At 46.7% G+C, this 24,544-nt stretch carries 22 protein-coding genes and 1 riboswitch; of the genes, 9 read left to right on the top strand and 13 right to left on the bottom strand.

Going from position 1 to position 24,544, the window contains the following annotated elements; translation table 11 throughout:
- Nucleotides 1-23 precede the first annotated feature (23 nt).
- The 3 genes from QMA35_RS09510 (at nt 24) to QMA35_RS09520 (ending at nt 1,799) form a co-directional block, all read left to right on the top strand.
- A complete protein-coding gene (locus QMA35_RS09510; protein ID WP_281646912.1) occupies nt 24-500 on the top strand; it encodes a DUF1249 domain-containing protein in 477 nt (158 codons plus the stop codon).
- Nucleotides 501-632: 132 nt separating this feature from the next.
- The gene (cpdA, locus tag QMA35_RS09515) at nt 633-1,427 is read left to right on the top strand and encodes a 3',5'-cyclic-AMP phosphodiesterase (RefSeq protein WP_281646913.1); all 795 of its coding nucleotides are present in this window, start codon (nt 633-635) and stop codon (nt 1,425-1,427) included.
- A 135-nt stretch (nt 1,428-1,562) separates the two neighbouring features.
- Nucleotides 1,563-1,799 (top strand): hypothetical protein, encoded by a 237-nt coding sequence (locus QMA35_RS09520; RefSeq protein WP_281646914.1) that lies wholly within the window; start codon nt 1,563-1,565, stop codon nt 1,797-1,799.
- A gap of 167 nt (nt 1,800-1,966) precedes the next feature.
- Here QMA35_RS09520 and QMA35_RS09525 read toward each other — a convergent pair whose 3' ends face one another.
- Nucleotides 1,967-2,761, bottom strand: a complete 795-nt coding sequence (locus tag QMA35_RS09525; protein ID WP_281646915.1) for an alpha/beta fold hydrolase — start codon at nt 2,759-2,761, stop codon at nt 1,967-1,969.
- 143 nt (nt 2,762-2,904) lie between these two features.
- Between QMA35_RS09525 and QMA35_RS09530 the strand changes: the two genes are divergently transcribed.
- The 3 genes from QMA35_RS09530 (at nt 2,905) to QMA35_RS09540 (ending at nt 6,969) form a co-directional block, all read left to right on the top strand.
- Entirely contained in the window at nt 2,905-4,203 is a 1,299-nt protein-coding gene (locus tag QMA35_RS09530) for a dicarboxylate/amino acid:cation symporter (protein ID WP_281646916.1), read from the top strand.
- Nucleotides 4,204-4,535: 332 nt separating this feature from the next.
- Entirely contained in the window at nt 4,536-6,344 is a 1,809-nt protein-coding gene (locus QMA35_RS09535; protein ID WP_281646917.1) for a Na/Pi symporter, read from the top strand.
- Nucleotides 6,345-6,402: 58 nt separating this feature from the next.
- A complete protein-coding gene (locus tag QMA35_RS09540; RefSeq protein WP_281646918.1) occupies nt 6,403-6,969 on the top strand; it encodes a DUF4202 domain-containing protein in 567 nt (188 codons plus the stop codon).
- On the opposite strand, the gene QMA35_RS09545 is transcribed toward QMA35_RS09540, so the two are convergent.
- Nucleotides 6,944-8,101 carry a protein kinase gene (locus tag QMA35_RS09545; protein WP_281646919.1) on the bottom strand — a complete coding sequence of 386 codons (1,158 nt, stop codon included), beginning with the start codon at nt 8,099-8,101 and terminating at the stop codon, nt 6,944-6,946. The genes QMA35_RS09540 and QMA35_RS09545 overlap by 26 nt on opposite strands.
- A 248-nt stretch (nt 8,102-8,349) precedes the next feature.
- Between QMA35_RS09545 and QMA35_RS09550 the strand changes: the two genes are divergently transcribed.
- Nucleotides 8,350-10,896: a hypothetical protein gene (locus tag QMA35_RS09550; protein WP_281646920.1), complete on the top strand. Its 2,547-nt coding sequence runs from the start codon at nt 8,350-8,352 to the stop codon at nt 10,894-10,896.
- Nucleotides 10,897-11,065: 169 nt separating this feature from the next.
- On the opposite strand, the gene QMA35_RS09555 is transcribed toward QMA35_RS09550, so the two are convergent.
- A complete protein-coding gene (locus tag QMA35_RS09555; protein WP_281646921.1) occupies nt 11,066-12,133 on the bottom strand; it encodes a hybrid-cluster NAD(P)-dependent oxidoreductase in 1,068 nt (355 codons plus the stop codon).
- Between the two features lie 53 nt (nt 12,134-12,186).
- Entirely contained in the window at nt 12,187-13,839 is a 1,653-nt protein-coding gene (gene hcp / locus QMA35_RS09560; RefSeq protein WP_281646922.1) for a hydroxylamine reductase, read from the bottom strand.
- 175 nt (nt 13,840-14,014) lie between these two features.
- Between hcp and QMA35_RS09565 the strand changes: the two genes are divergently transcribed.
- The gene (locus QMA35_RS09565; protein ID WP_281646923.1) at nt 14,015-14,452 is read left to right on the top strand and encodes an Rrf2 family transcriptional regulator; all 438 of its coding nucleotides are present in this window, start codon (nt 14,015-14,017) and stop codon (nt 14,450-14,452) included.
- A 27-nt stretch (nt 14,453-14,479) separates the two neighbouring features.
- On the opposite strand, the gene QMA35_RS09570 is transcribed toward QMA35_RS09565, so the two are convergent.
- The 6 genes from QMA35_RS09570 to QMA35_RS09595 form a co-directional block, all read right to left on the bottom strand.
- Nucleotides 14,480-15,661, bottom strand: a complete 1,182-nt coding sequence (locus QMA35_RS09570) for a PilT/PilU family type 4a pilus ATPase (RefSeq protein ID WP_281646924.1) — start codon at nt 15,659-15,661, stop codon at nt 14,480-14,482.
- 147 nt (nt 15,662-15,808) lie between these two features.
- Nucleotides 15,809-16,084 carry a hypothetical protein gene (locus tag QMA35_RS09575; RefSeq protein ID WP_281646925.1) on the bottom strand — a complete coding sequence of 92 codons (276 nt, stop codon included), beginning with the start codon at nt 16,082-16,084 and terminating at the stop codon, nt 15,809-15,811.
- Between the two features lie 2 nt (nt 16,085-16,086).
- Nucleotides 16,087-16,186, bottom strand: a riboswitch (purine riboswitch).
- A 16-nt stretch (nt 16,187-16,202) separates the two neighbouring features.
- Entirely contained in the window at nt 16,203-17,261 is a 1,059-nt protein-coding gene (locus QMA35_RS09580) for a hypothetical protein (protein ID WP_281646926.1), read from the bottom strand.
- A 273-nt stretch (nt 17,262-17,534) separates the two neighbouring features.
- Nucleotides 17,535-18,368 (bottom strand): thymidylate synthase, encoded by an 834-nt coding sequence (locus QMA35_RS09585; RefSeq protein ID WP_281646927.1) that lies wholly within the window; start codon nt 18,366-18,368, stop codon nt 17,535-17,537.
- A 4-nt stretch (nt 18,369-18,372) separates the two neighbouring features.
- Nucleotides 18,373-19,260 carry a prolipoprotein diacylglyceryl transferase gene (gene lgt, locus QMA35_RS09590; RefSeq protein ID WP_281646928.1) on the bottom strand — a complete coding sequence of 296 codons (888 nt, stop codon included), beginning with the start codon at nt 19,258-19,260 and terminating at the stop codon, nt 18,373-18,375.
- A 9-nt stretch (nt 19,261-19,269) separates the two neighbouring features.
- Nucleotides 19,270-20,064, bottom strand: coding sequence for a sulfite exporter TauE/SafE family protein (locus QMA35_RS09595; RefSeq protein WP_281646929.1), 795 nt, complete (start codon nt 20,062-20,064; stop codon nt 19,270-19,272).
- Between the two features lie 133 nt (nt 20,065-20,197).
- On the opposite strand from QMA35_RS09595, the gene QMA35_RS09600 reads away from it, so the two are divergent.
- Nucleotides 20,198-20,992, top strand: coding sequence for an NRDE family protein (locus tag QMA35_RS09600; protein ID WP_281646930.1), 795 nt, complete (start codon nt 20,198-20,200; stop codon nt 20,990-20,992).
- A gap of 54 nt (nt 20,993-21,046) precedes the next feature.
- Here the strand turns inward: QMA35_RS09600 and QMA35_RS09605 are convergent, their stop codons facing one another.
- The 3 genes from QMA35_RS09605 to QMA35_RS09615 all read right to left on the bottom strand — a co-directional run bounded on the left by QMA35_RS09605 (nt 21,047) and on the right by QMA35_RS09615 (nt 24,453).
- The gene (locus QMA35_RS09605; RefSeq protein ID WP_281646931.1) at nt 21,047-22,729 is read right to left on the bottom strand and encodes a choline dehydrogenase; all 1,683 of its coding nucleotides are present in this window, start codon (nt 22,727-22,729) and stop codon (nt 21,047-21,049) included.
- A 199-nt stretch (nt 22,730-22,928) separates the two neighbouring features.
- The gene (locus tag QMA35_RS09610; protein ID WP_281646932.1) at nt 22,929-24,005 is read right to left on the bottom strand and encodes an acyl-CoA desaturase; all 1,077 of its coding nucleotides are present in this window, start codon (nt 24,003-24,005) and stop codon (nt 22,929-22,931) included.
- Between the two features lie 139 nt (nt 24,006-24,144).
- The gene (locus tag QMA35_RS09615) at nt 24,145-24,453 is read right to left on the bottom strand and encodes a hypothetical protein (protein ID WP_281646933.1); all 309 of its coding nucleotides are present in this window, start codon (nt 24,451-24,453) and stop codon (nt 24,145-24,147) included.
- Between the last annotated feature and the right edge of the window lie 91 nt (nt 24,454-24,544).

A 24,544-nucleotide genomic window follows, 5' to 3' on the forward strand; every position in this document is an offset into this window, starting at 1 on the left:
GGGCTTGGGGAATTAACGACTCTATGCATTTGTACACAACCCGCAATAAAGATCTGTCGCGTTCACGCTACAGTGTGGATCTGGTTGGGTTGCAGACGGTTTGTGAAAGAAACTACCTGGGACTCAGCCAGATCACACCAAGTGGCGGTGCGGGTACAACTCTGACAGTCATGATCGAGGTGGGCGGCCATACCGCAGAAGCCAGCCTGAAGATTGTTGAACAAACTCGCTACACCACCCTTCTGGCTTTATCTGTGGTACAACCTCTACATTCCTGGCTGCCACTGCCCAGCCTCACTGTTCGCATGTACCACGATGTACGTATGGCAGAAGTTATGGCCGCAGGTTGTCATCGCGGATTGGATGCACGCTACAGCTACCCAAACCCCCACATGTATCAACCCGATGAAAAGCACCAGTTGAACAAACTTCTCTCTGAGTGGCTGCAACACTGTTTGTCTGCGGGTTACTCCAACGATCCCCTGCCAATTCTTCCCTGAGCAGCGATTAGCACTGCCAACATCTTAACAGAACAGACAAGAGCTCTGGAGTATGCCCTTACTGACAGTTATTATCTGTGCTCGGGATTTGCTCTTACTGATAAATATCAATAACACAGGCCGAATACCTTGTTGCAGCGTCCGGTAAACCTGATTCAGTTAAGTGACTGTCACTTGTTTGCAGACGAGTCCAGAGATCTTATTGGCATTCGAACCTGTCACTCGTTTGCCAATGTGGTTTCCATGATTAAAGATAGGGAGCCATCAATAGACCAGATCCTGGTCACTGGCGATATCTCACAGGATGACAGCCTCGAGTCTTACCAGTTCTGCCGGAAAGTCACTTCCACCCTGAAAGCTCCTTGCGCCTGGTTACGGGGCAATCATGACGAAATGGCTGTCATCAAAGAATCCGATAACAACTTTGCCAGCTTCTTTCCTGACCATATTCGCATTGGAAACTGGGTTGTGCTTATGCTGAATACCCAGACAGACGGCGCCGTTTACGGAACCCTTTCTTCGGCAGAGCTCGACAAATTTGAAAGTCAGCTGGTTGCGTTTCAGGGGCATCCCATTCTTGTAGCCATGCATCACCACCCAGTACCGGTTGGAAGCCGCTGGATTGATGAAATTGCCCTTCGCAACAGTGAGGCGGTGCTGACCTTACTGAAAGGTTACCCTCAGGTTCAGACCATTATTCACGGCCATACCCACCAGGAACGGGACATTGATCATCAGGGAGTACGCATACTGGGAATCCCTTCAACCTGTGTCCAGTTCAAGCCTGAAGCCGAAGGCTTTGCCACCGATGATCTGCAGCCAGGTTACCGGAAGCTGAGACTCTATCCCGATGGCCAGATTGAGACAGAAGTTTACAGATTACCGGCAGGAACCTGGATACCGGATAAATCCCAGCCAGGATATTGACGTTTTCCTGCGTTTAAAAACCGAGAGAAAACAGCACCTTAACTCTTATTCTGATTAGGTATACCTAAGCTGCCCTCGTCCGTACCACTGTTTTCTAAAGTTGAAGTTGAGACAGTAGTACAAAGGACCTGGACCATGCCTCGCGCAACCACAGACTCTGAGAGTCTCTCACCCGATGACGGCCTGCCCGAAAGATTGGAGTTACGCCGTAAAAAATCCAATCAACAAAGGTGCAAGCGAAAAAGAGCACGCAGTATTCGCAAGGGTATCGAAACCTACTTTGAGCGTAAAAACCTTAAGGACGCGATTGGTGACGATTATGATGAAGAAGACTTTGATGATTTCGAAGAAGATGACGACTGGTATCACTGATGCCAGTCATCTGCAAGCTTAGGTTCTGTTGACCTTAGGTTCTGTTGACATAGCTTTATCGAACCCAGCATTCGCAATGCGCTTTTACAGGTAGGCACAACACCGCCAGAATACCGGTTGCCTTTCAAGGGATGTAAAAGTGCTTGTGAATACCCTTCGGGTGACATCTAATCAATAGAGCTCAGAAAACGTTCAACGATACCGTTAAACAGGTCTGGTTTTTCTGCATGCAACCAATGCCCTGTACCGGTCATCACTTTGAGGCTTGCCTTAGGGTAGTGCTGATCAATAACAGGCTTGTGCTCTGCCAGTAAGTAATCTGATTCACTTCCTTTCACAAACAACACCGGATTAGCAAATGGGCTGCTGCCAAACGCCGGAGTCGCACGAATTGCCTCATAGTTCTCCAGCAATGCAGCAGCATTGATGCGCCAGACAAACCGCCCCTCTTTATCCCGCATAAGATTTTTAATCAGCAGCTGACGAACGCCTGATTCCTGAATATATGCAGCAAACTGTTTATCGGCATCAATCCTGGAGCAAGCTTTCTCTGGGTTGTAGTTCCGCAGAGCATTCAACACGTTGTCATGCCCAGGCAGATAGTCCACCGGAGCAATATCACCCACCACCAGTGCCGCAACCTTCTCCGGAGCAATGGCAGCCATTTGCATCGCCACCTTTCCTCCCATGGAGTGACCTAACACAACAGCTTTTTCGATACTCAGATGCTCCATCAGCCTGAACACATCTTCTGCCATTACGGGATAAGTCATAGACATATCATGAAAGGAACGACCATGATTTCTTAAATCAGCAGTAATCACCCAGCGGGTTTCAGCTACCCTGCGGGCTGTTGGCGAAAGGTTATCCATACTGCCAAACAGCCCATGAAGAATAATCACAGGGAACTTTGCCCCTTTACTGCCGTACTCGCGAAAGTTCAGCACACTCTGACCCGACATTTTCAAACCACTGTTATTTCTGTTCTGGCAACAATATCTGCTCTGCAACTATCCTGAAACCAGTTTTTCTGGCAACACCCTCTATTCTTACAACTCATGTCTTTAATACGAAAAATACCAATTAATAATTCGGGAGACTTTTCATGACCATCGGACCTGCTAACAGCACGCCCTCTGGCTCGGACAACGCATCTCCTTCCCTCTGGCAACGCTGGAACAACCTTCCTGTCTGGTCACAAATCATCGTGGGTATGACCCTTGGCCTGATTGTTGGTGCATGTCTTGGCCCTCAAGCCCAGCAGCTCAAACCTATAGGCACACTGTTTGTTAACGCTATAAAAATGCTGATTGTGCCGTTGGTGTTCTGCTCTCTGGTTGTAGGAGTTACATCAATGGAGAACACCACCAAGATGGGGCGCATAGGTTTGAAAACCATGGCCTTTTACATCCTGACAACAGCAATAGCGATAACCCTTGGTTTACTGTTCGGCTATATCATTGAACCTGGTGCCAACCTTAATCTAGTCGCGCAGCAACCAGCCGCCGCTCAGGAAACACCATCTCTGGTTAACACCATTATTGACCTTATTCCCCAGAATCCCGTTCAGTCCATGGCCAAGGGCGATATTCTGCAGATTATTATCTTTGCCCTTGCTTTGGGAATAGCTCTCACAGCAACAGGAGAAAAGGGCAAACCGGCCATCGCAGTATTCGCAGGTCTTGCAGAAGCCATGTATAAACTCACCGGAATAGTGATGAAGTTTGCCCCCTACGGAGTATTCGGGCTTATGGCCTGGCTGGCAGGAGCTTATGGGCTGGATGTTCTGTTACCGCTGCTTAAAGTGATTGTGGCGGTCTACATCGCCTGCCTGCTGCACCTGTACGGGTTCTACGCGATCTGTTTGAAATCTTTGGGGAAACTCAGTCCGGTTCGTTTTTTTAAAGTGGTTTTCGACGCTCAAATTATTGCCTTCACTACATCCAGCAGCGCAGGAACACTACCTGTGAGCTTACGGTGTTCGCAAAGGCTGGGAGCCCCTATGTCCACATCCAGCTTCATTCTTCCCCTTGGAGCCACCATTAATATGGATGGCACTGCTCTATATCAGGGCGTTACCGCGTTGTTCGTTGCTCAAGCTTATGGCGTGGACCTGGAGACAGCAGATTATCTCACCATTATTGCTACAGCCACTCTTGCCTCTATCGGCACAGCAGGTATCCCTGGCGGTGGACTGATCATGCTGACTCTGGTTCTTACAACAGTTGGCCTGCCTGTTGAAGGTGTTGCCCTGATTGCCGGTATAGACAGAATACTCGACATGGCTCGTACAACTGTAAATATCACTGGCGATATTATGGTGAATATTCTTGTGTCAAAAAGTGAGGGGGAGCTGGATCTTGACGTGTTTGAAGGTTCGAAGAAGGCTGACATAGCAGCCTAATTATTTTCCTCAACAAACTTAACTACGGCTCCTGTATTTTGGAGCCAATATCTTTTTCTAACTCCCAAAATTCTACGACTTTCTAACACCTAGCGGCTTTCAGCGCCACTGAGTCGTATGCTTAATTGAGAACGCCCCTAATTATCTTTATCCCCACCGAAAGGACGAATATCAAGGAGGTTCACAGTGCATACCAAATAAATATCTCTTTGATGACCGTGGTTCACCGCCTATCTACCTGAGAAAACAATATCGCTCAGTAACTTCAGACTTGTTTCTGATGGCCGATACCCACTTTTTGCAGGGTATTGATTCCATCAGGTTTTCTCTTCATGTTTCGCCGAATTTTATTTTCAGTAATCACACTGCTGCTTATTTTCAGTTTTCTGTTTCACCCGGATATCCTGACCATTATTGCGGGCATATCCATGTTCCTGTTCGGTATGCTCTGTCTGGAACAAGGCTTTCGCCAGGCCAGTGGTGGCCTGTTGTCATCAATTTTATCCAGAACTACTAAAAACCGCTGGAGCAGCTACCTTACGGGTACACTTTCTACCAGTATCCTGCAATCCAGTTCTCTGAGTTCAGTTATCACTGTTTCTTTTGTCAGCACAGGTTTGGTCAGTCTCAGCGCAGGTATTGCCCTTGTAGCTGGAGCCGGGCTGGGCTCAACCGTGGGAACCTGGTTGATGGCTGCATTTGGTATGAAAGTGGCAATCAGTCACTACGCCATGCCACTTTTGGTGATGGGAACCCTGCTGCAGCTACAAAACAACCATCGTTCAAAAGGTACTGGCTACGTTCTGTTGGGTATCGGCTTCCTCTTTCTTGGAATTCATTACATACGTGAAGGTATGGCGGATACCGGAGATCTCTCACTACTGACCACAAATTATGGTCTTCTGGGTGGAGTGATGATGGGCATGCTGCTTACTGTACTTATGCAGTCCAGCCATGCTCTGTTGGTTCTGGTTATTGCTGCCATGGCCAACGGTCTGATTAATTTCGAACAATCCCTGGCTCTCTGTATTGGCACAAATATTGGCACCACTGCGACCGCCGCTTTGGCCGCCATCAGTGCCAGCAGTAACGGTCGTCGACTTGCCTTGGGTAATGTTATTTTCAAACTGGCAGCCATGCTGGCGATTCTGCCTACATTGCCAATATGGCAAAGTATTTTGCTTCAGATTTCTAACATTATCGGAATCAGCGACTCACCTATGCTGCAGTTAGCGTTGTTCCACAGTCTGTTCAACATTGTTGGAGCAATGCTGGTTCTTCCTTTTCTCAGCCCGTTGGCACAGGTTCTTAGCCAACTTTTCAGAGATAACTCTGAAAATACTGATCTCGATATTCCCCTCCCCGGCAAAGAACCCGCCAAAGCAAAGTTACTGATTCCTGCCGCACTGGAACATCCTGACGCAGCTCTGATCGCACTTCAAAATGAAACCAGCCGACTTTATCGCCGTACGGTGGCACTCATTGGTTTCGGGCTTTATATCGGTGATGATCTTCTGCACCCGGATGATGAGGCCCCATTACCAGAATCTGTACCTCCCTGGCCCAACTGGCGGGTTGGAAAGCTCTACAAGCTTCAGGTGCGTGGCATTCATGATGATATCTGCCATTTTTGCGACCAGCTGGAACCTAAAGTTGGCCCTGACCAGAAAGCCAGCATTCTTGCAATAAGAACCGCCTGTGATAATTTTACTTCAGCTATCAAACACCTTCGTCTTTTACAGAAAAGCCTTCGCAAGCATATTCGAACCGATACACCGCCCGTGCGAAAACATTACTGGTTGCTGCGAAGCAGAATAGTCACAACTCTTCGCCGCATACGCTCACTGTCGTTGGAAAACAAAGAAGATATCGCTAAAGCTATCAGCGCCTTAAAGAAAGATATCTACCGACAGGATTTGTTAACTGGAGATTCTCTGGGAACGCTTCTCAAAGATGGGCAAACCAGTGCTTCACACACAACATCCATGATTAACGACAATGGAACAGCACATGACATCTGCAACAGCTTGATAGACGGCGCTGTCATTTTGATGCTGCAAGGTCAGGGGACAATTCTGCAACAAAACCAGGATTCAAAAGCAAACAAAACCATTACACCTATCTGGAGTACACGGCTCTAGATATTTACAGACAAACGCTGTAAAACCGCTTACATCAACAACAAACAGAGTGTCAGATATGTCTCGACTTCAAAAAGTAATCCAGTCTATTGATGCTCTCCACGCCCAAGACCCAAAGCAAGTCGACGGCAAGGCCGAAGAACTGATTTATGCAGAAAATTGCAGTCGCTGGCAGGAAACTTTATATCCCGAAGCTTCTGAGGAGCTGGTCATCGCAGTTCGCAGCCAGCATCTTTGCCGATGGGAAATTCCTCGCTCAGACTTTCCTATGGACAGAACCGGATACCTGAAATGGCGCACAGCCTTAGGCAAACTCCATGCGGATAAGGCTGTGCAGGTTATGACTGAACAGGGCTATAACTCTGATAGCTGTGATCGCACAGCAGCCATCATCCGCAAGCAAGGAATCAAAAGAAATGAAGAGGCGCAGGCACTGGAAGATTGCGCCTGTCTAGTGTTTATTGAAACAGGTTTCTTATCGTTTGCTGCCAAGCATTCCGAAGAAAAGATCATCAGTATTGTGCAGAAAACCTGGGCAAAGATGTCTGAAAGAGCCCAGCAGGCCGCTTTAAAGCTGACACTGCCAGAACAAGCACTGACTATGTTGCAAAAGGCATTGGCCTGACTGAGGAGCTGTTAATGCTGGCCAGCTGTGTAACACACTCAGTAATTGTTAGCCGTGCAACGTAGTTTATAGCCATAACCTTGCGGGCCAGTTGCAGCAGTGCCCGCAGTTCTTCTTTCCCCTCAGGACTATCTTCAACCCGGCAATATGCCACCGTTTGATCTGCAAAAGGCAAGCTTTGCTCTCGTTTGGTTCGCTGAGTCAATCTACCAGTAATTTCTTCAACTTCACTGGTCTGATTGGGAACAGGAGCTGACATGAAACGGCGAATATGAGTTCTGGTCTCCTTCTCATCTGTCCGATCAAAATAATCGACCATAAAACGAATCATAAATCCAATCGACCAAAGGTCATGGCTGGTCATGCAGATGTCTCTCTTTACATAATCGACTCCTGCAAAGGTTTCACAAAGCAGGTTTCGCTGACTCCACCAGAACGTCGAAATCTCTGGTGCACAATTACTGGATGCAGGTCTAGTATCCAAAGTCTGTCCTGCTTTTCTTGTCTGGCCCATATCGGTAATAGCCAGTTTCAAGCCATGTTTTTGGCTTTGAAACAGAATATTTTCTACCTTTATGTCACCGTGTACCCAACCATGCTCATGCATCCATGACAATCCGGCACAAACAGACTTCGACCACTGACATATCTCTTTAGCACTGTACGGATTGGCCTCCATATAGTCAGCCATATCTCCGTCGTACAGCGGCATCACTTCAACCAGTCCGTACTTTTCCGTACTGACCATACAGAACATGGATACAATATTTTCGTGAGCTACCATATTCGCATAGAGTTGACTGTCCCGCTCTAGCTCTTTGGCTACCCACTTACTATCTATAGAACCTATCATAGAACGGGGAATTCTTACGGCAAGAGCGGGTTCACAACAGTTCAGTTTGCAAACTCGAAAATTCAACCCCACTCCCTTATCCCCTTCCTGCTCAGGGGCAAGCTTGTCAATTTCAGTGCGCAGAAAAGTATGGTCACTTGTTCTCACCCAGGGAAAGCGACCAAAAGCTATTTGGCGTGGTGCAGTTTCGGATAGCGACGTCTGAACCTGATCGCTTTGTATCCCAGAGTCATCTATAGCACTGCCAAGAGCTGAGCTACTGCCAAGAGCTGTATTCATGATGTGTGATATTTTCCTTCTGAAAAAAGCTTAGACAGCAAAAGGCTTCAGAATTTGGTCACGATAGCTGACAAAACCGCAAGTCAATCCAACATAACGCTTGCCCCCAAAAGCAATAGATTCACCCAGAAAGAGTAAGGCACAATATTCGCGTTTGATTCCTGACTTTCAGCTCCTCATTTCATTTGAAACAACTCTTTCTTGTCTATACTCCCCCCGACTTTTGCGACGAGCATCAGGCAAAGAGAATGGAAAGAAGTACTAAAAGGATATTATCTCCAGCCATAGTAAGCGTGACCATCATCCTGCTTACCATGATGACTCTTATACTGGAGTCAGCCAATGTTTATGCTGGCAGAGGCGCGGATCTCCTGCCCTATGGCTCAGTCTGGGTAACAGAGAAAAATCTGAGAGAAAACGGCTTAATCTGTGGAAATCAGAAATGTGGTGCTGTCGCAAAAAAACTGAGAGACCTGTTCCAATGCCGTGGCTGTTTTGGCTATATCTGTAGAAAATGCTTGCAATTGGAGGAAAGAGAAAAAATAAACGAGGAGGCAACCTACACTGCCAAATGTTGCAATGGTAGGAGTCTCATCAGAAAAGCATCAATTGAAAACCTGATAGAAAGTACCAAAAATAAATCCGCAAACGACGAGCCAAGATTTTATGCTTATTGCAAGAATGGCACATGTACATGGCATTACAATCTTTTAGACGATGACTGGCAGCAAGTATGGGAAAATCATCAACAAACATGCCAACAAGCTCCAATAAGTGATTGTCATTTTTGTGGACAGCGTTACTATCAGCGCGATAAAGAAAACCATTTCGCAAATAAGTGTCCAAAGCGAAACGTAACGTGTCATATTTGTCAAGAAGTCTTACCTGTTGATGAATTCAATGAGAATCACACCATAAAGTGCAAAATAAATACTGCACGGCTCAAAGCCAGTTCTGTTTTCAGTTTCGACGAACACAGCGAGTTCTACCCCTTAGCATCAAGTATTATTCGTTCAGTAGAGACGACCGGAGAAGAGTTAATAAAAATAAAACAAGCCGTGCAACAATCCTGGGATACTCAGTATAGCCGCATACTTCAGACGTTTTCTGATCCCGACCTTATCAGCAGCCAAACCTTAGAGATTGGTGCGAGCGATATCGAGAATGACATTAAGCTTCATCAATCTTTTCTAGGAGTATCAGACACATTCACGCTTGACAGTTCTTCTGCAGAGGCCCAACAGCGGCTATTGGTCTCAGTCTATCCCGCTGATTTGACCCGTGCAGCTAATGCGACAACTTATAAAAATTTATATACCGCAGACGTATGGTTGCTGGACACATCAGGAAACTCTGATCAGTGGAGTGGCAAAATATCAGATGATATCACTGTTACTTTCATTCTTCCGTCCCGTGCAAACAACACGACTCATAAAAAGATACGAGTCACCCCAAGCCAATTCACCAAAAGTGTTCCTACAGCGAATACGCAAAAAATTCGCTCTGTGAATCCTTCATCGCACCCAACTTTCAAATTGGGAAACCTTCAGACTTCAGGAAGGTTAGAAGACATAACATATTGGCTGCATCATAGGACCCAAGGTAATGATCATTTTAAGGTTGCTATTTCGCCTCGCCATCCCATTCAAAAACGAAGAAGCATACGGCAGGATCTATCTCTTACAAAAATATTAGAAAAGATTGATAATAATTGCTTACACCTCAACGTACCAACACGGGTTTTTCAGCAACCGTCCTTGTCAGCTTCTGACAATTTGCTTTATGGATGCGAGTCTAAATCCGGTCTTTGGTTTAATGTAGAGGATGAACGCTGGTCTATTTTTGTAGGGTTCTTGAATGGACAGGCTACTCTAGCTTTAAAATTGGAATCGGACAGTTATAAGAAAAAATTGAAATCTATAGAGTTCTCTTTCATCCACCCAATAACCCATCAGTCATTGGTGTGGCCTGAATCTATGAGTATTATCGATTTACGAAGCAGGGAAAACTTCTCCACGGTGGTTAAAGATATGGGATATGCTCTACCATTTCCCGACGATTTATTTTTTCGAGCTGTTCAGGAAGGTTACGTACAAAATGATCGTATTCTGGTGGAAATGTCAGTGTCTCTTAAATCAAATACTATGGCCCTATCAATCGAAGAGGATACCGAGTCTACCGCCGCACAAAGTCACCACACTACCCATGAGAGACTAAAATTAGCCGAAACCCAAATTGCCACGATGACTGATCAATTAAAGAGTCTACAACTTGGCGAACGCTACTCCAAAGGTCTAACTGAAGGTCATATTACTGATCACAACTCTTATCTGGAATGGAAGGTGCCCTACCTACAAGGTTACAGCCCTCGATATCACTTTTTCAGTCCGACTTTCAAACATAATAATATTACTTATCAAATAGAAGTCACTCCCAATCCCCGTAGCCATAACAACTCAAAAGGTATCTTACGAGCCCATCCATCAGAAGATGGCTCTAATGTCCCATATTTCAGGCCTCTGAGCGCCCACAAGTTCCAGATTTTTAATCATGAAAATAACGGTTGGAGTACATGGGAATATAATTATGACCAGAATGCTGGCGGTCCTCTTACTCGCAACAAGAGGTGGGCGGAAATCAGATCAACAGGACTACATAATATTTTTACTGTCTCTCAGAAACACTTCCCACAACAGAAAGGGCTGCACGTGCACATTACTTTGTCTGGCAGAGCTGAGTCAAGATCATCTACTCAAAGACCCGCGGATGAACATACCCGCTTATTGAACAACTAATGAAATCAATAACCCCAAACAGCTCTATAGGAAAAGTGACTCGTTTTCACTGTTGTATATCTTTAGTCATCCTTAACTGTGTACAGATGTTAATACCAGAGGAGGGTAGCTCAACAAGGTCAACTGTCGAACCAAACGACCGACAGCATCACCTGTTCACAACAATAGATCAGATATCAACCCGCAAATCAGAACGCGGGCGTGAACAGCAGGACAGCACATATCCCTGCTCAATTTCCTGAGGAGTCAAAGTCATCTGGCTACCGCTTTCCACTTCACCATCAATGATCTTCACTTTGCAGGCACCGCATACACCAGCACGACAGGCGGCAACAACGGGTGCTTTCTGAGCCATCAGCGTATCAACCAGCAATTCATTTGGGTCAACCGTCACCACTACACCTGATTTATCAAGTGCAACTTCAAAACCCTCTCCAGAAACTTCTGGTACTTCACTACGATCTGCAATCTCCTTGATCATGGCATCGTTAAAGATTTCATGATGGAAGTTATCCATATTGAAACCAGCACTCTTAGCCATCTCACGCACGGCTTCAATGTAAACAGGAGACCCACAGATATAAAGCGTACGAGAGTGCAGATCGGGTACCAGCTGCTGTAGCTTTTCAAGATTCAACCAGCCATCACGGTCATCAAGAACGGTGCTGTGATTAAAGAAAGCATGCTGCTCATCCAGCATTTCCAACTCACGACGGTAAACAATATCTGCTTCACTGCGTGCGCTGTGGATAAAACGGATATCCGCGTCAGTACAGGTATCCAGCAACCAACGACTCATAGACATCACCGGAGTAATGCCACAGCTAGCGCTCATAAACAGCACGTTGGTCGCTGGCTTATCAATAATATTGAACACACCATCAGGGCCAGTAGCCTTGATCGTTGCTCCTGGTTTCAGGTGGTCAAACAACCAGCCAGACATACGGCCACCTTCCACACGTTGAATCGTCAGGTTCAGAGTGTAAGGGCGGGAAGGAGAAGAGCTGATGGTGTAAGAACGGTACACCATCTCACCATCCAACTCCTGCATCAGGGTAATAAACTGCCCAGGCTTGAAGTTAAAACGGGCTTTCTCCTTCATTTGAAAAACAAAGGTAGAGATATCCGCTGTTTCCCGAATCACCTGTTGGCAAATCAGTTCAACGGTTCCTTTTTCCCAGAGAGGAGCCTGCGCCCAGTCCAGAGATTCGTTATTAGTAGGTTCGGAAATCAGCATGGAATCATCTCAAAGGAGAAGAGAGCCCAATAACTTGGGCTCTCAAATCAATATCAGGCAGCGTTCAGGATTGCGTTTAAATCCTGCTCGACATTAGAAGTCAGCTTCAGGTCAAACTTATCCACCAGCACACCCAGCAGGTTATCTGTCAGGAACGCAGGGGCCGTTGGGCCAACGTGGATATTCTTGATGCCGAGGGACAACAGAGTCAGCAGGATAACAATCGCTTTCTGTTCAAACCAGGACAGAATCAGAGACAGTGGCAAATCATTTACGCCACACTCAAAAGTTTCAGCCAGAGCGAGAGCCAATTGAATAGCGGAGTAGGCATCGTTGCACTGACCAACGTCAAGCAGACGTGGAATGCCGTTAATATCGCCAAACTCAAGCTTGTTAAATTTGAACTTACCGCAAGCCAGAGTCAGGATCAGGCTGTCCTGAGGTACAGATTCTGCGAACTCTTTGTAGTAAGAACGCTCGGCCTTGTCACCGTCACAACCGCCGATCAGGAAGAAGTGCTTAATATCGCCAGCCTTTACACCCTCAACAACAGCAGGTGCAGCATTCATCAGAGCATTGCGGGCAAAGCCGGTCAGAATGTTGTGAGGAATTTCATCGTATTCAAAGCCTGGCATTTCCAGAGCTTTTTCGATAACGGCAGAGAAGTCTTCACCTTCAATGTGGTTCACACCAGGCCAGCCAACAATGTTACGGGTGTAAATACGATCTGCGTAATTACCAACATTCGGGTCGATGATGCAGTTGGAGGTCATCACGATTGGACCTGGGAACTCAGCAAATTCGTGTTGCTGGTTCTGCCATGCACTGCCGTAGTTACCAACCAGGTGCTTGTATTTCTTCAGCTCTGGGTAACCGTGAGCAGGCAGCATTTCACCGTTAGTGTAAACGTTGATGCCTTTACCTTCGGTTTGCTTCAGGATCTCTTCCAGATCGATCAGATCGTGGCCGGAAACAACAATGCACTTACCCTTCACAGGCTTCACATTCACCTGAGTAGGCTCTGGGTGACCAAAGGCATCGGTCTCGCCCTTGTCCAGCATTTCCATAACGCCGTAGTTCATTTGGCCAATCGCCATCGCGCACTCCAGCAGAGCACCGATATCCGCTGAATCTGTGGCCAGCCAGGACATATGCTTGTGGAACTGTGCGTAAATTTCTTCGCTTTGCTGGTTCAGAACACGGGCGTGCTCCATATAAGCAGCTGCACCTTTCAGGCCGTACAAACACAACAGACGCAAGCCAACAATATCTTCACCCACTTCTGCCAGACCACGGTTAGGTACCATTTCAGGAGCCTGTAGCAGCATACCGGCCATATCTTCAGCCAGTTCAAATTTTGCTGCGCCTGTTGCATCAGAGAGGTCAGCACCTTTTTCTGCACAAGCATTTTTCAGCAGGTCGCGGGCGGCGTTAGCTTCGCGAATAAAAGTAATGATGCGATCGTTATCGAAGTTAACGTTGGTCAGGGTTGCGAAAAAGGCACGCGGAACAAAAGCGTCCACGTCAGCATTTACAACACCGAATTCACGCGCTCGCTGTGCATACCAGGATACACCTTGCAGCATGTAGATCAGCACGTCCTGCAGATCAGATGTTTCAGATGTTTTGCCACACATGCCCTGGGCATAGGAACAGCCGTTGCCGGCAGGAGTTCGAATTGTCTGTTCACACTGTACGCAGAACATGTAGAGACCTCATCAGAATGCAGATAACTTATTTGAAAATCTAAAGATTCATTTTTTTTGCATCTTTAGGATTACACCAAAACGACAACTGACGAATACGTAAAAACCACCACTGGTCGAAAAATCCTCAACTCTTTAAGATTCACTTGATTTGAATCAATAGGTGCACGACACCATGCAACTAACCCGCTATACCGATTACGCATTGCGTACCCTGATTCAGGCAGCCCTTCTGCCAGAAGGTGAGCGCTTATCTGTTGCAGAAGTAACCGCCACCTACGACATATCCCGCAGCCACGTAATGAAGATTGTTCAGCGACTCGGACAACTGGGTTACCTGAGAAACATTCGAGGAAAAGGCGGTGGTATTGAGCTGGGCATGAATCCGGATGAGATCAATATCGGCAAGGTTGTTATGGATATGGAACCCAACCTGCAGGTCATCGACTGCAACAGCCCCTATTGCCGATTGCAGCCAGCCTGTCGATTAAAAGGTGTGCTGATAGAAGCGATGAATGCTTTTGTGGCTGTACTTGAGAGCTACACACTGGCAGATCTTCTGGAAAACAAAGATGAACTGGTTCAACTGCTAACGTTTCGGGAAGCATCCTGACCCGCCAGCAGCACGGGTCTTCAATGATCAGGTAACATCTGAGTCATCAATATCGAACACCGCCTTGCCAGAAGGTTTCTCCTTCTCTGGCTCTTCCTCAAGGCTGAAACTGAATCCACCAGAATCTGAAGTTCCGATATCGTCCTGAGTCAACTTCATACGCAGACGCAGGTTATTTGGGGCATCAGCATTCTTGATCGCCTCATCAAAATCGATTCGCCCTTCCCTATAAAGGTGGTACAAAGCACTGTCGAAAGTGCGCATACCCACTCCTTCCGACTTTTCCATAATGCCTTTGATTTCCTCAAACTCTTCCTTAAGGATTTTTTCCTTAATGGTCTCTGTACCCAGAAGAATTTCAACGGCAGCTGCACGCTTACCGTCAGTGGTTTTAACCAAACGCTGAGAAACAAAAGCCCGCAGATTCATCGCCAGATCCATAACCAACTGTGGCCGACGTTCTTCCGGAAAAAAGTTGAGAATACGATCAATCGCCTGGTTAGCATTGTTGGCATGCAATGTAGAGATCGCCAAATGACCGGTTTCGGCAAAGGCCAGAGCATGTTCCATAGTTTCCCGGTCACGGATTTCACCGATCAAAATAACATCTGGCGCCTGCCGAAGAGTTTGTTTCAAAGCAGCACTATAACTACGAGTATCCACTCCGACTTCACGCTGGTTTACAATGGATTTCTTGTGTTTGTGCACATACTCGATAGGATCTTCGATAGTGATGATATGACCACCGGATGTAGCATTTCGATGATCTATTAGTGCCGCCAGTGAGGTGGATTTACCTGAACCCGTTCCCCCTACGAACAGAATCAATCCCCGCTTGGTGTTAATAATGTCTTTCAGCTGGGGGGGAAGTTTCAGATCATCAAAATTTGGAATTTCCGCTTTGATGTTTCGAGCAACGATAGACAGCTCATTACGCTGGGAGAAAATATTAATCCGAAAACGGCCGACCTTTGGAATAGACATAGCCAGATTCATTTCCAGCTCTTCTTCAAACTCTGCCCTCTGTTCCTTATCCATAACCCCATAGGCCATATCCCGTACGGCACCAGGTGCCAAAGGTTCTTTGGATAAAGGTTTTAAAACGCCCTGAAACTTGGCACAGGGAGGAGCTCCAGTGCTCAGATAAAGGTCAGAACCATCATATTTCGCGAGGGCAATCAGGTAAGACTTTATTTTCTCAAGACTCATTATTATTGGTTTTCTTTAACAGCAGAAAAAGAAAGGATGTTATCGCTGAAGCCAGAAGGAAAACACAGCCAGAAGTGTGACAGAACTCACATTTCCATGAGAGCTATAGCAACAGGCTACAGCTCTCTTTTCATAACGAGTTTTTTCTTATGCCTTTTCCGGCATTCTTCCCAAATAACCTTGTATCATGCCATTAAGCCTGTCTTTCTCTGCACCGGAGATAAAGCTAGCTTCAATAGCATTCAGGGTAAATTGAGCAACTTCCTGTTCACTCATGGGGTGCGCTTCAGCCACTGCATTAAAGTTATCGTTCATATAGCCGCCGAAATATGGGTCATCAGAATTAATGGTGACACATAAACCTTTACGCAAACCTTCACGCAGCAGGCCAACAATATTGTACTGATCCATTGTTTCAAACACTTTCAAACTGCTTCACTCTTAGCAACCAGAATTTTGCGGACTCTGCTAGAGATCCTCAGACCTTATCACTGAGGTTATACGACGAGAACTTCATTATATTCCCGCCTGTTTATAAGCCTCAGTCTTGCTTACGCTGATCAACCTTGTGATGGTAGTCCCAATCCAGATTGCCAAGGTGTTCCCCTTTACCACAAGCTTTCAGAAAAAGGGCAAAGTTCTGCAAGCCGTGATGAGCAAAACTGTCGAGATCATTGTATCCAGATCTTGTTTGAGCAAACCTGCACGCCTCTTCTCTGGCTTCTTTGTAAGTAGCACCTTCACTCATTTTAATAGCAGCAGAAAGCATCCCTGTTCTGTCTATGCCATGAGCGCAGTGCAGCAAACTCACTCTTAGTTTACCGTCTGACCTTGGCCTTGATTGCTTCTGGAGAAGTTTATCAACCAATCCTGAAAAATGAGTCCAGGTCAGGTAGTACGGAACATTCTTTTGATACCAATCCTGCACAGCTTTGGGAAGACAACATATCGGCCCCATCACAGTCCCGCTAATAGGCGAAGGGTTAAAGCTTATGGATACGTTTTTCTTTTGAAGAGCCGCTACTTCACTTTCTAATCGTTCCCACTCTTCGTGCTCACACACTCGATTCTGTAGGGTATACAGATCCAGATGAATACTATCGATAGTCAGCTTATCTGCTCCGGTGCGTCCAAGCTTTGTATTCAGTTCTTCCAGAATATTGTCAATTGCTAAAGAACCACTTTCATCAAACGGCAGACTGCTTCTGACAATGACATTTCCCGTTTCTTTATTTGTACTGACTATATCGAAACGCTGAGGAATGAATCCATGAGGCTCCAGCCTCCAAAGAGCAGTTGTTATCTGACGCCATAAACTGACAGGTTTACCAAACAGTAATGGGCGTTTATTGCAGCAGTCGACAAAAGGCGTTGCCAAGCGGCAAGGGAGCCAGAGAGAGTAGGTCAGACAGGTAGAAATAGCGCGCTTTGCAAAACCCACAGACACATCGGACAACACTCCAAGTAATAAAGACATTTCACCGGGAACAGCTGTAACGGAAGTGCGCCCCCAAGAGCCTGGTACTTTTAGGCCTTCAGAATCAGATTTTTCTAAAGGATCAGATTTCCAAGACGTTTTTGTTAAGGGTCGTATTTCCATAGTCTGAACTCAGTAGATCTGTAAAAAGTCTCTACTTAAGACAGCGCTCTAAAACAAAGTTCACCAACAGGAAGGTTAGGACATTGGCCACCGGTGAACCAGGGGGCGTTCTCAATCAGCTAACAGGCTGGGGAAAGCAGGGGAGAAGGATATAACTATGATCAGGATTCTACCGACCTGTGCGTTTATCGCTCCCTGTATTTTTCCACTGCTTAAAGAGTGCTGCGGGCACCCTCTTTAATTAGAAAAGCACCCGCACAATAACTAAATCCGTTAAACCGCAACCGGCGCTTTGATATGGGCGTGAGCCTGGTAACCCACCAGCTCAAAGTCATCAAAAGTGAAATCAAACAGATCTTTAATAGCCGGGTTCAGTTTCATCTCAGGTAAAGGCAAAGGTTTGCGGGAAAGCTGCTCTTCCACCTGTTCCATATGATTGGAGTAAAGGTGCGCATCACCAAAGGTGTGCACAAAATCTCCCAGTTCCAGATCACAGACCTGAGCAATCATCATGGTGAGCAATGCGTAGCTGGCAATATTAAACGGAACACCCAGGAAAATATCCGCACTGCGCTGATACAGCTGGCAGGAAAGCTTCCCATCCAATACATAGAACTGGAACAGACAGTGGCAAGGTGGTAGAGCTTGTCGGTTCTGTGCTGCGTTCTCTCTCGGACTAATGGAAACATCCGGCAATACGGTTGGGTTCCAGGCAGACACAACCAGACGGCGTGAGTTAGGATTGGTTTGAATCTCGTTAATCAGGTCAGTAATCTGGTCTACAACTTCGCCATTCGGCCCTTCCCAGCTGCGCCACTGTTTGCCATACACCGGACCAAGCTCACCTTCTTCAGTCGCCCATTCATCCCAGATAGAAACGCCATTTTCCTTCAAGTAGCCAATATTGGTTTCACCTTTCAAAAACCACAGTAATTCATGAAGGATAGAGCGCAGGTGACATTTCTTAGTCGTCACCAATGGGAAACCTTTCGCCAAATCAAAGCGCATCTGGTAACCAAACACACTGTAGGTGCCGGTTCCGGTACGATCACCTTTGAAAACGCCAGTCTCTTTCACGTGGCGCATCAGATCCAGATACTGTTTCATGCTCTTATCCTTTTTTGCGAGCTTGCTTAGCTATCTTTTCAGTCTGCTTTTTTTGAGAGGCAGCCGCCTGCAGCCAGGCACGATCATCACTGTTCATACCGTCCACCAGAGGTTTTTTCTGGTAGGCGTAAACCATAAATCCGATACCAATAATCACCATTGGCAAACTTAAAATCTGCCCCATGGTGAGCCAGTCCCAGGCCAGATAGCCGAGCTGGGGATCAGGCTGGCGGAAGAACTCGGCAATGATTCGGCCACTGCCATAAAGAATCAGAAACAGGCCGGACACCGCCATTCTTGGGCGAGTTTTCGAGGAGAACCACCAGAGAATGGAGAAGATCACCACACCTTCAATAAAGAACTGATACAACTGAGAAGGGTGGCGGGTAATCTGTGTCGGGTCGGTTGGAAAGATCATTGCCCAGGGCACATCGCTGGCGCGGCCCCAAAGTTCGCCACCAACAAAGTTACCTATGCGCCCAGCCCCCAGACCAAAGGGAACAAGAGGAGCAATAAAATCGGTGGTCTGGAAAAAGGATTTCCCAATCTTCCGACAATAAAGATACATCGCCACAAATACGCCCAACATTCCGCCATGGAAGGACATTCCTCCCTGATCGATACGGAACAGCCAGAGCGGGTTTTGCAGGAAATAATCGAAGTTGTAAAACAGCACATAGCCAAAGCGACCACCAAGAACTACGCCTATGGCGCCATAAAAAATCAGGTCAGAAAGCTGATCCTGGTTCCATAATCCGCCGGACTTTTTGCAACGTTGGCTTCCTAGAAACCATGCACCTGAAAATGCCAGAAGATACATCAGGCCATACCAGTGAACCTTCAACGGCCCCAATTCCAGAGCAATTGGATTGATATCGGGATACGAAATCACACCCTGTCCTCAACTTCCTAAAATAAATTTCAGCCCGACAACAAACAACAAACAGGCAAACAAACGGCGTAAAACTTTTGCCGGCAATTGATGCGCCAGCTTGGCGCCCAAACGGGCAAAGGGAACACTCATCAGTACTATACCGGCAAACGCTGGCCAGTACACAAGTCCAGTACTCAGCTCGGGCAGGCCTTCAATATTGTCTCCCAATACAATATTGGCCACTGCTCCCATAACAGCAATTGGAACACCACAAGCGGCCGACGTGCCCACGGCCCATTTCATCCCCATGCCAAACCGGGTGAGAAAAGGAACAGTTAATGAACCACCACCGATACCAAAAATGGCAGAGATCAGTCCAATCATTGTACCGCCGGTAAGCATCAGCGGTGGTGCAGGCAAAGCTCCCTGCCCGCCTTTATCTTCTTTCTTGCTGAGCAACAAACGGAAACCAATAAGAATTGCGCCTATACCGATTATCAACTGCAATGACGCGCTGCTTAACTGAACAGCAATGGCAACGCCTAACCAGGCACCCAGCATAATTCCCGGAGCCAGCAGCTTTACCCCAGGCCAGAACACATTGCCACTTTTGTTATGACTGAACGTAGAGCTGAGTGAAGTAGGAATAATGGTTGCCAAGGAGGTTCCTACTGCAAGGTGAGTTATATACTCTGGAGAAAGACCAAGCAGAGTAAACGCAAAAACAAGTGCCGGAACTATAATCAGTCCACCACCAACACCAAACAACCCTGCCAATGTGCCTGCCGCAGCCCCGGTAACCAGATACCCTAAAAATTCCACGTTAAATAATCCGTCGCTCTTTTATGAAATCGCTCTATGAAGCCTTGAAGATGCCCCATGAAGTCATCGCACCTGAATCCCTTGTCGTGTAGTGTACGTAGATGAAAGTACACCGATAAGAAGCAGATAAGCCATGTGCCTGATAGCCCTTAACTGGGATCCAGACAGTGATCATCCTCTGATCATGTTGTCCAACCGCGATGAATTCTACCAGCGACCTACCCGGAAGGCTCACTTCTGGGACAAACATCCCGATATTTTTGGTGGTCTTGATCTCAGGGCCGGAGGAACATGGTTGGCTGTTAGCACCAAAGGTCGTTTGGCTGCCATAACCAACTTCAGGGAGCTGGACACCAGTGGTGAACGTTCTCGGGGAGAACTGACCAGCGGTTTTTTAAACACAGACGTGACAGCGGAAGTGTTTTTAAAACAGGTACATACTCGGAATAAGCAGTATGCCGGGTTCAATTTGCTGCTAGGGGACAACACCGGTTTGTGGTACTACTCCAACCGGGAAAATATTATTCGCCAACTTAAACCTGGGTTATATGGATTGAGTAATGGTTTGCTGAATACGCCCTGGCCGAAAGTGCGCCGCCTGAAAAAACACTTAAAGCAGGCGATCTCCAACCACGAAATCAACCCAAAGCATTTGATCAAATTATTGCACGATGAACATCGTCCTCCTGATGACCAGATTCCAGATACCGGAGTCGACCCAATCTGGGAACGCATGTTATCGCCATGTTTTATTCATTCTCCCGCTTATGGAACCCGCAACAGTGTTGCCCTGATTCTTAAGCGGGATGGCAGCATAAACTGGCACGAGCAACAATACGATGTGGAAGGTGAACTGGAACAGGCTTTTCATGAAAGGTTATCTATGCCTGAACGCTGGCTAACCAATACTAAAACTGTTTTATCCTGACAGGTTTTCATGTTTTATAAGTGTTGGGTTATGCCACTTTGCGGCTAACCCAATTTACAGTTCAAGCTCGCCCTGCCTGACTTTCTTGGCAACAACCTGCTTCTGTTCAACTCTTTCCTCTTGTGCTTCTTCTGACTCCTGAGTATCGCTAAGGATCATATCCGAGGCCTTCTCACCAATGGCGATTGCCGGAGCATTGGTATTACCACTGATCAGGTCCGGCAAAATAGAGATATCCACAACCCGCAGATTTTCCATGCCATGGACCCTTAATCGGTAATCAACCACAGCCTCTTCATCTTCACCCATTTTGCAGGTACAGGCAGGGTGATACACATGGCCACCCCTTTCACGAATAAATTCAGCCAGTTCTTCATCACTTTGAGCCTGACTTCCGGGAAAGACTTCTTCCCCCTTGAACTCTTCAAAAGCTGGAGCAGCAAAAACTTCCCGCATCATCCGAAGACCTTTGATCATCAACGCCACATCATCAGGATGAGACATCATATTGAACTGAAGCTTTGGCTTATCTTTCGGGTCAGAACTATTGAGGGTTAATGTGCCACGGCTCTTTGGCCTAAGCAGATTAATATGAACCGAATAGCCCCACCCCATCATTAACCGAAAGTTACGGCCATGATCATCAAATAGCGCTGGAATACACTGCACCTGCAGATCAGGGCGATCTAATGACGGGTCGGACTTCATAAACCCACCAGCTTCTACTGGCGGCATACTCAGTAACCCCTTGCGATTGCGCCAGTATTTCCAGAACTCTCCTCCCTGAGTCATCAATTGCAGAGGATTTAACGAAACACTGTCATGCTTTTTTCTGCGCTGAACCAGAACAGCATCAGCATGTTCCTGCAGATTCTTGCCAACACCTGTTAATGGATGAACAACAGAAATACCGTGCTTACCAAGTTCGTCAGGATCACCAACACCGGAAAGCATCAACAGTTGTGGACTTTGCACCGCACCTGCACACAACAGAACCTCCCGCCGGGCTTCTACTGCCTGGATTTTTCCCTGATGCTCATACTCGGCACCTACAGCGCGCTTACCTTCAAACAGAATCCGGGTGACATAAGCCTGTGAAATAATGGTGAGATTGTCTCGACCTTCAATCGGGAACAGATAAGCCTTAGCAGCGCTGCAGCGTTCACCATTTTTCATAGTGAGCTGATACCAGCCCATACCGTTTTGGTCAGAGCCATTAAAATCCGGGTTATAGGTATGGCCGACCTCCACGGTCGCCATAACAAAACGTTCTGCCACGGGGTGGCGATAAGGAGCATCACAAACGTTCAAAGGCCCACCAACTCCATGGCGTTCGCTCTCTCCACGTTCCTGATGCATGCTGCGTTTGAAATAAGGTAACAGATCGTCGAACGTCCATTCCGGGTTGCCAGAGGGCGTCCAATTTTCATAATCGTCTTTATGGCCGCGAATATACAGCATGGCATTAATGGCGCTGCTACCGCCCAAGGCCTTGCCCCTGGGGCAATAGTGAGTGCGATTATTCTGGAAAGGCTCCGGCCCTCCCTGAAACTGCCAGTTATAGCGACTGGTATTCATCAGACCCAAAATACCCATGGGGGTATCGACGAGTGCGGACTTGCCATCGCGACCGGCTTCCAGAAGGCAAACACTGTATTGACCATTGGCAGAGAGCCTGTTGGCCAGAACACAACCAGCGGAGCCGCCACCAATAATCACGAAATCGTATGAGGACATAGTTTTATTCTTGCTGTTATTTCATCCCGTGACCATCGATCATAGCCCAGAGAACACTGCAGCGTAAGAACTAAGCAGGGGAACATAAGCTTAAATAAAAGCCAAATTCACCGCTTCCCCACCGCTTTTATGGGCCATTCTGGCAATATCTCTCCATAAACTGGCATTAACCTTAAAACGAATACAGTTTCCAAACAGTTCAGGGACTGTATTCAACCTGCCGATAAGGGCTTCCTGATTTTCCCATATGTCTCAAATGTTGATAATGTCCGCGCAATGCATGCCATAACGTGGGGTAAACCCGGTGCTGATAGTTATTCTGTTGGCATACCTGACGCACAATACGGTAAAGCTCAGGATAATGAGCATGGCTAATTCGGGGAAATAGATGATGCTCTGTCTGAAAATTCAAACCGCCCAAACACCAAGTCAGGAACCAGCTGCCGGGAGCAAAATCTACAGTTGTTTTTAACTGGTGCAGCGCCCACTCTTCTTTCAGCTGGCCATCTTTACCAAGCTCGGGAAACTCTGCCTTATCCACAACATGCGCAAGCTGAAATACGACGGTAAACACCGTACTCATCACAGCATGCATGATCAGAAAACCAATCAGGGCTGATTCCCAACCAAGCAACCAAACTGGAATTACAACATACATAGCGATATAGCCAACCTTACTGCACCAGAATAGTAAGGACTCATTTTTCCCGTATGGCTGGGAATAATCACGTTCAGCTATTTTCTCACTGAAGTATGCCTTGTAATCCAGAAAGAAAAACCAGATCAGGCTGACTGTCGGATACATCAACCAGACATAGATATGTTGAAACCGATGGAACCAGCTGCGCTTCTGATGAGGGCTCATACGCAGCATGCCAAAGGATTCAATATCTTCATCAATTCCTTTGATATTGGTGAAAGAGTGATGGCTTAGATTGTGTTTCTGGCGCCAATAATATGCGTGTGAACCAATAAGATTAAATGTTCTGGCGGCAAGAAGGTTGAGGTTTTTATTGGGCGTTAAGCTGTCGTGCCCACCGTCATGCATGATATTGAAGCCCACCAAACAAGTGGTTAATCCATGAAAGAACCACACAGCCCATCCCCATGGAGAAGGAAGACTTAAAAACAAAACATAACTGCTCACATGCAAAGCGAGAATGGTAAAAACTTTTTGGTAAAGATCTGATGTGCCAGTTTTGGCTAAGCCATTGTCCGTGAAATAGCTATTCACAGCCTTGGAAAGCGTATTGTAGGCAGGGCGTGTAGAAGACATAAAACGGCTTTTCTTTTTTACACCCGATAGTAATGTGCTTAACCCCAAAAAGCATTGCTCTTTTGACTATAAATTGCTCTTTTGACTATAAATTGCGGAAACTTGGTCAGTCTTGATCGGTCAATGCTGAGTTCGATGCCTAATTGAGCCCCAGGGACGGAGTGAGAGTATTTTCTGAAGATGCCATCACTGACTTGTCCTTGATAAAGGTTTCCAGAGAAACTCGCCCTTCACTTTTCTTATTTTCCAAAACATGCACAGACAATAATTCTTTCGCTGGTTTTAGTACTTCGGGTGAAACACTGGCTGGTGAATGAATGACCCCACGGGAGCGTTCCACCGTTTTACCGAAGCACTCCACTCTTGACCCCGCTATGTCTTTTTTCTGGAGTGAGAGGTGCCGGGCTATCTCTTCTGTTCTGGAATTTTTCGGAACTGCAAATACCATCTCTTTCACCTGCTCTGGATAGAAGCGAGGTGCATCTTGACAAGAAGATTTTGAGTTTGCTTATATCTGATTGGTGGTAGTACTGTGCATA

The sequence above is a fragment of the Parendozoicomonas sp. Alg238-R29 genome, from assembly GCF_947331445.1.
Lineage (GTDB): Bacteria > Pseudomonadota > Gammaproteobacteria > Pseudomonadales > Endozoicomonadaceae > Sansalvadorimonas.

Excerpts from the sequence above, each read along its gene's own strand:
- QMA35_RS09530 (WP_281646916.1), top strand. The coding sequence starts at position 2,905 with ATGACCATCGGACCTGCTAACAGCACGCCCTCTGGCTCGGACAACGCA.
- QMA35_RS09535 (WP_281646917.1), top strand. The coding sequence starts at position 4,536 with ATGTTTCGCCGAATTTTATTTTCAGTAATCACACTGCTGCTTATTTTC.
- QMA35_RS09615 (WP_281646933.1), bottom strand. The coding sequence starts at position 24,453 with ATGGTATTTGCAGTTCCGAAAAATTCCAGAACAGAAGAGATAGCCCGG.
- QMA35_RS09555 (WP_281646921.1), bottom strand. The coding sequence starts at position 12,133 with ATGCTGATTTCCGAACCTACTAATAACGAATCTCTGGACTGGGCGCAG.
- QMA35_RS09580 (WP_281646926.1), bottom strand. The coding sequence starts at position 17,261 with ATGGAAATACGACCCTTAACAAAAACGTCTTGGAAATCTGATCCTTTA.
- QMA35_RS09520 (WP_281646914.1), top strand. The coding sequence starts at position 1,563 with ATGCCTCGCGCAACCACAGACTCTGAGAGTCTCTCACCCGATGACGGC.
- QMA35_RS09585 (WP_281646927.1), bottom strand. The coding sequence starts at position 18,368 with ATGAAACAGTATCTGGATCTGATGCGCCACGTGAAAGAGACTGGCGTT.
- hcp (WP_281646922.1), bottom strand. The coding sequence starts at position 13,839 with ATGTTCTGCGTACAGTGTGAACAGACAATTCGAACTCCTGCCGGCAAC.
- QMA35_RS09565 (WP_281646923.1), top strand. The coding sequence starts at position 14,015 with ATGCAACTAACCCGCTATACCGATTACGCATTGCGTACCCTGATTCAG.
- QMA35_RS09525 (WP_281646915.1), bottom strand. The coding sequence starts at position 2,761 with ATGTCGGGTCAGAGTGTGCTGAACTTTCGCGAGTACGGCAGTAAAGGG.
- QMA35_RS09570 (WP_281646924.1), bottom strand. The coding sequence starts at position 15,661 with ATGAGTCTTGAGAAAATAAAGTCTTACCTGATTGCCCTCGCGAAATAT.
- QMA35_RS09510 (WP_281646912.1), top strand. The coding sequence starts at position 24 with ATGCATTTGTACACAACCCGCAATAAAGATCTGTCGCGTTCACGCTAC.
- QMA35_RS09610 (WP_281646932.1), bottom strand. The coding sequence starts at position 24,005 with ATGTCTTCTACACGCCCTGCCTACAATACGCTTTCCAAGGCTGTGAAT.
- QMA35_RS09605 (WP_281646931.1), bottom strand. The coding sequence starts at position 22,729 with ATGTCCTCATACGATTTCGTGATTATTGGTGGCGGCTCCGCTGGTTGT.
- QMA35_RS09540 (WP_281646918.1), top strand. The coding sequence starts at position 6,403 with ATGTCTCGACTTCAAAAAGTAATCCAGTCTATTGATGCTCTCCACGCC.
- QMA35_RS09600 (WP_281646930.1), top strand. The coding sequence starts at position 20,198 with ATGTGCCTGATAGCCCTTAACTGGGATCCAGACAGTGATCATCCTCTG.
- QMA35_RS09545 (WP_281646919.1), bottom strand. The coding sequence starts at position 8,101 with ATGAATACAGCTCTTGGCAGTAGCTCAGCTCTTGGCAGTGCTATAGAT.
- QMA35_RS09550 (WP_281646920.1), top strand. The coding sequence starts at position 8,350 with ATGGAAAGAAGTACTAAAAGGATATTATCTCCAGCCATAGTAAGCGTG.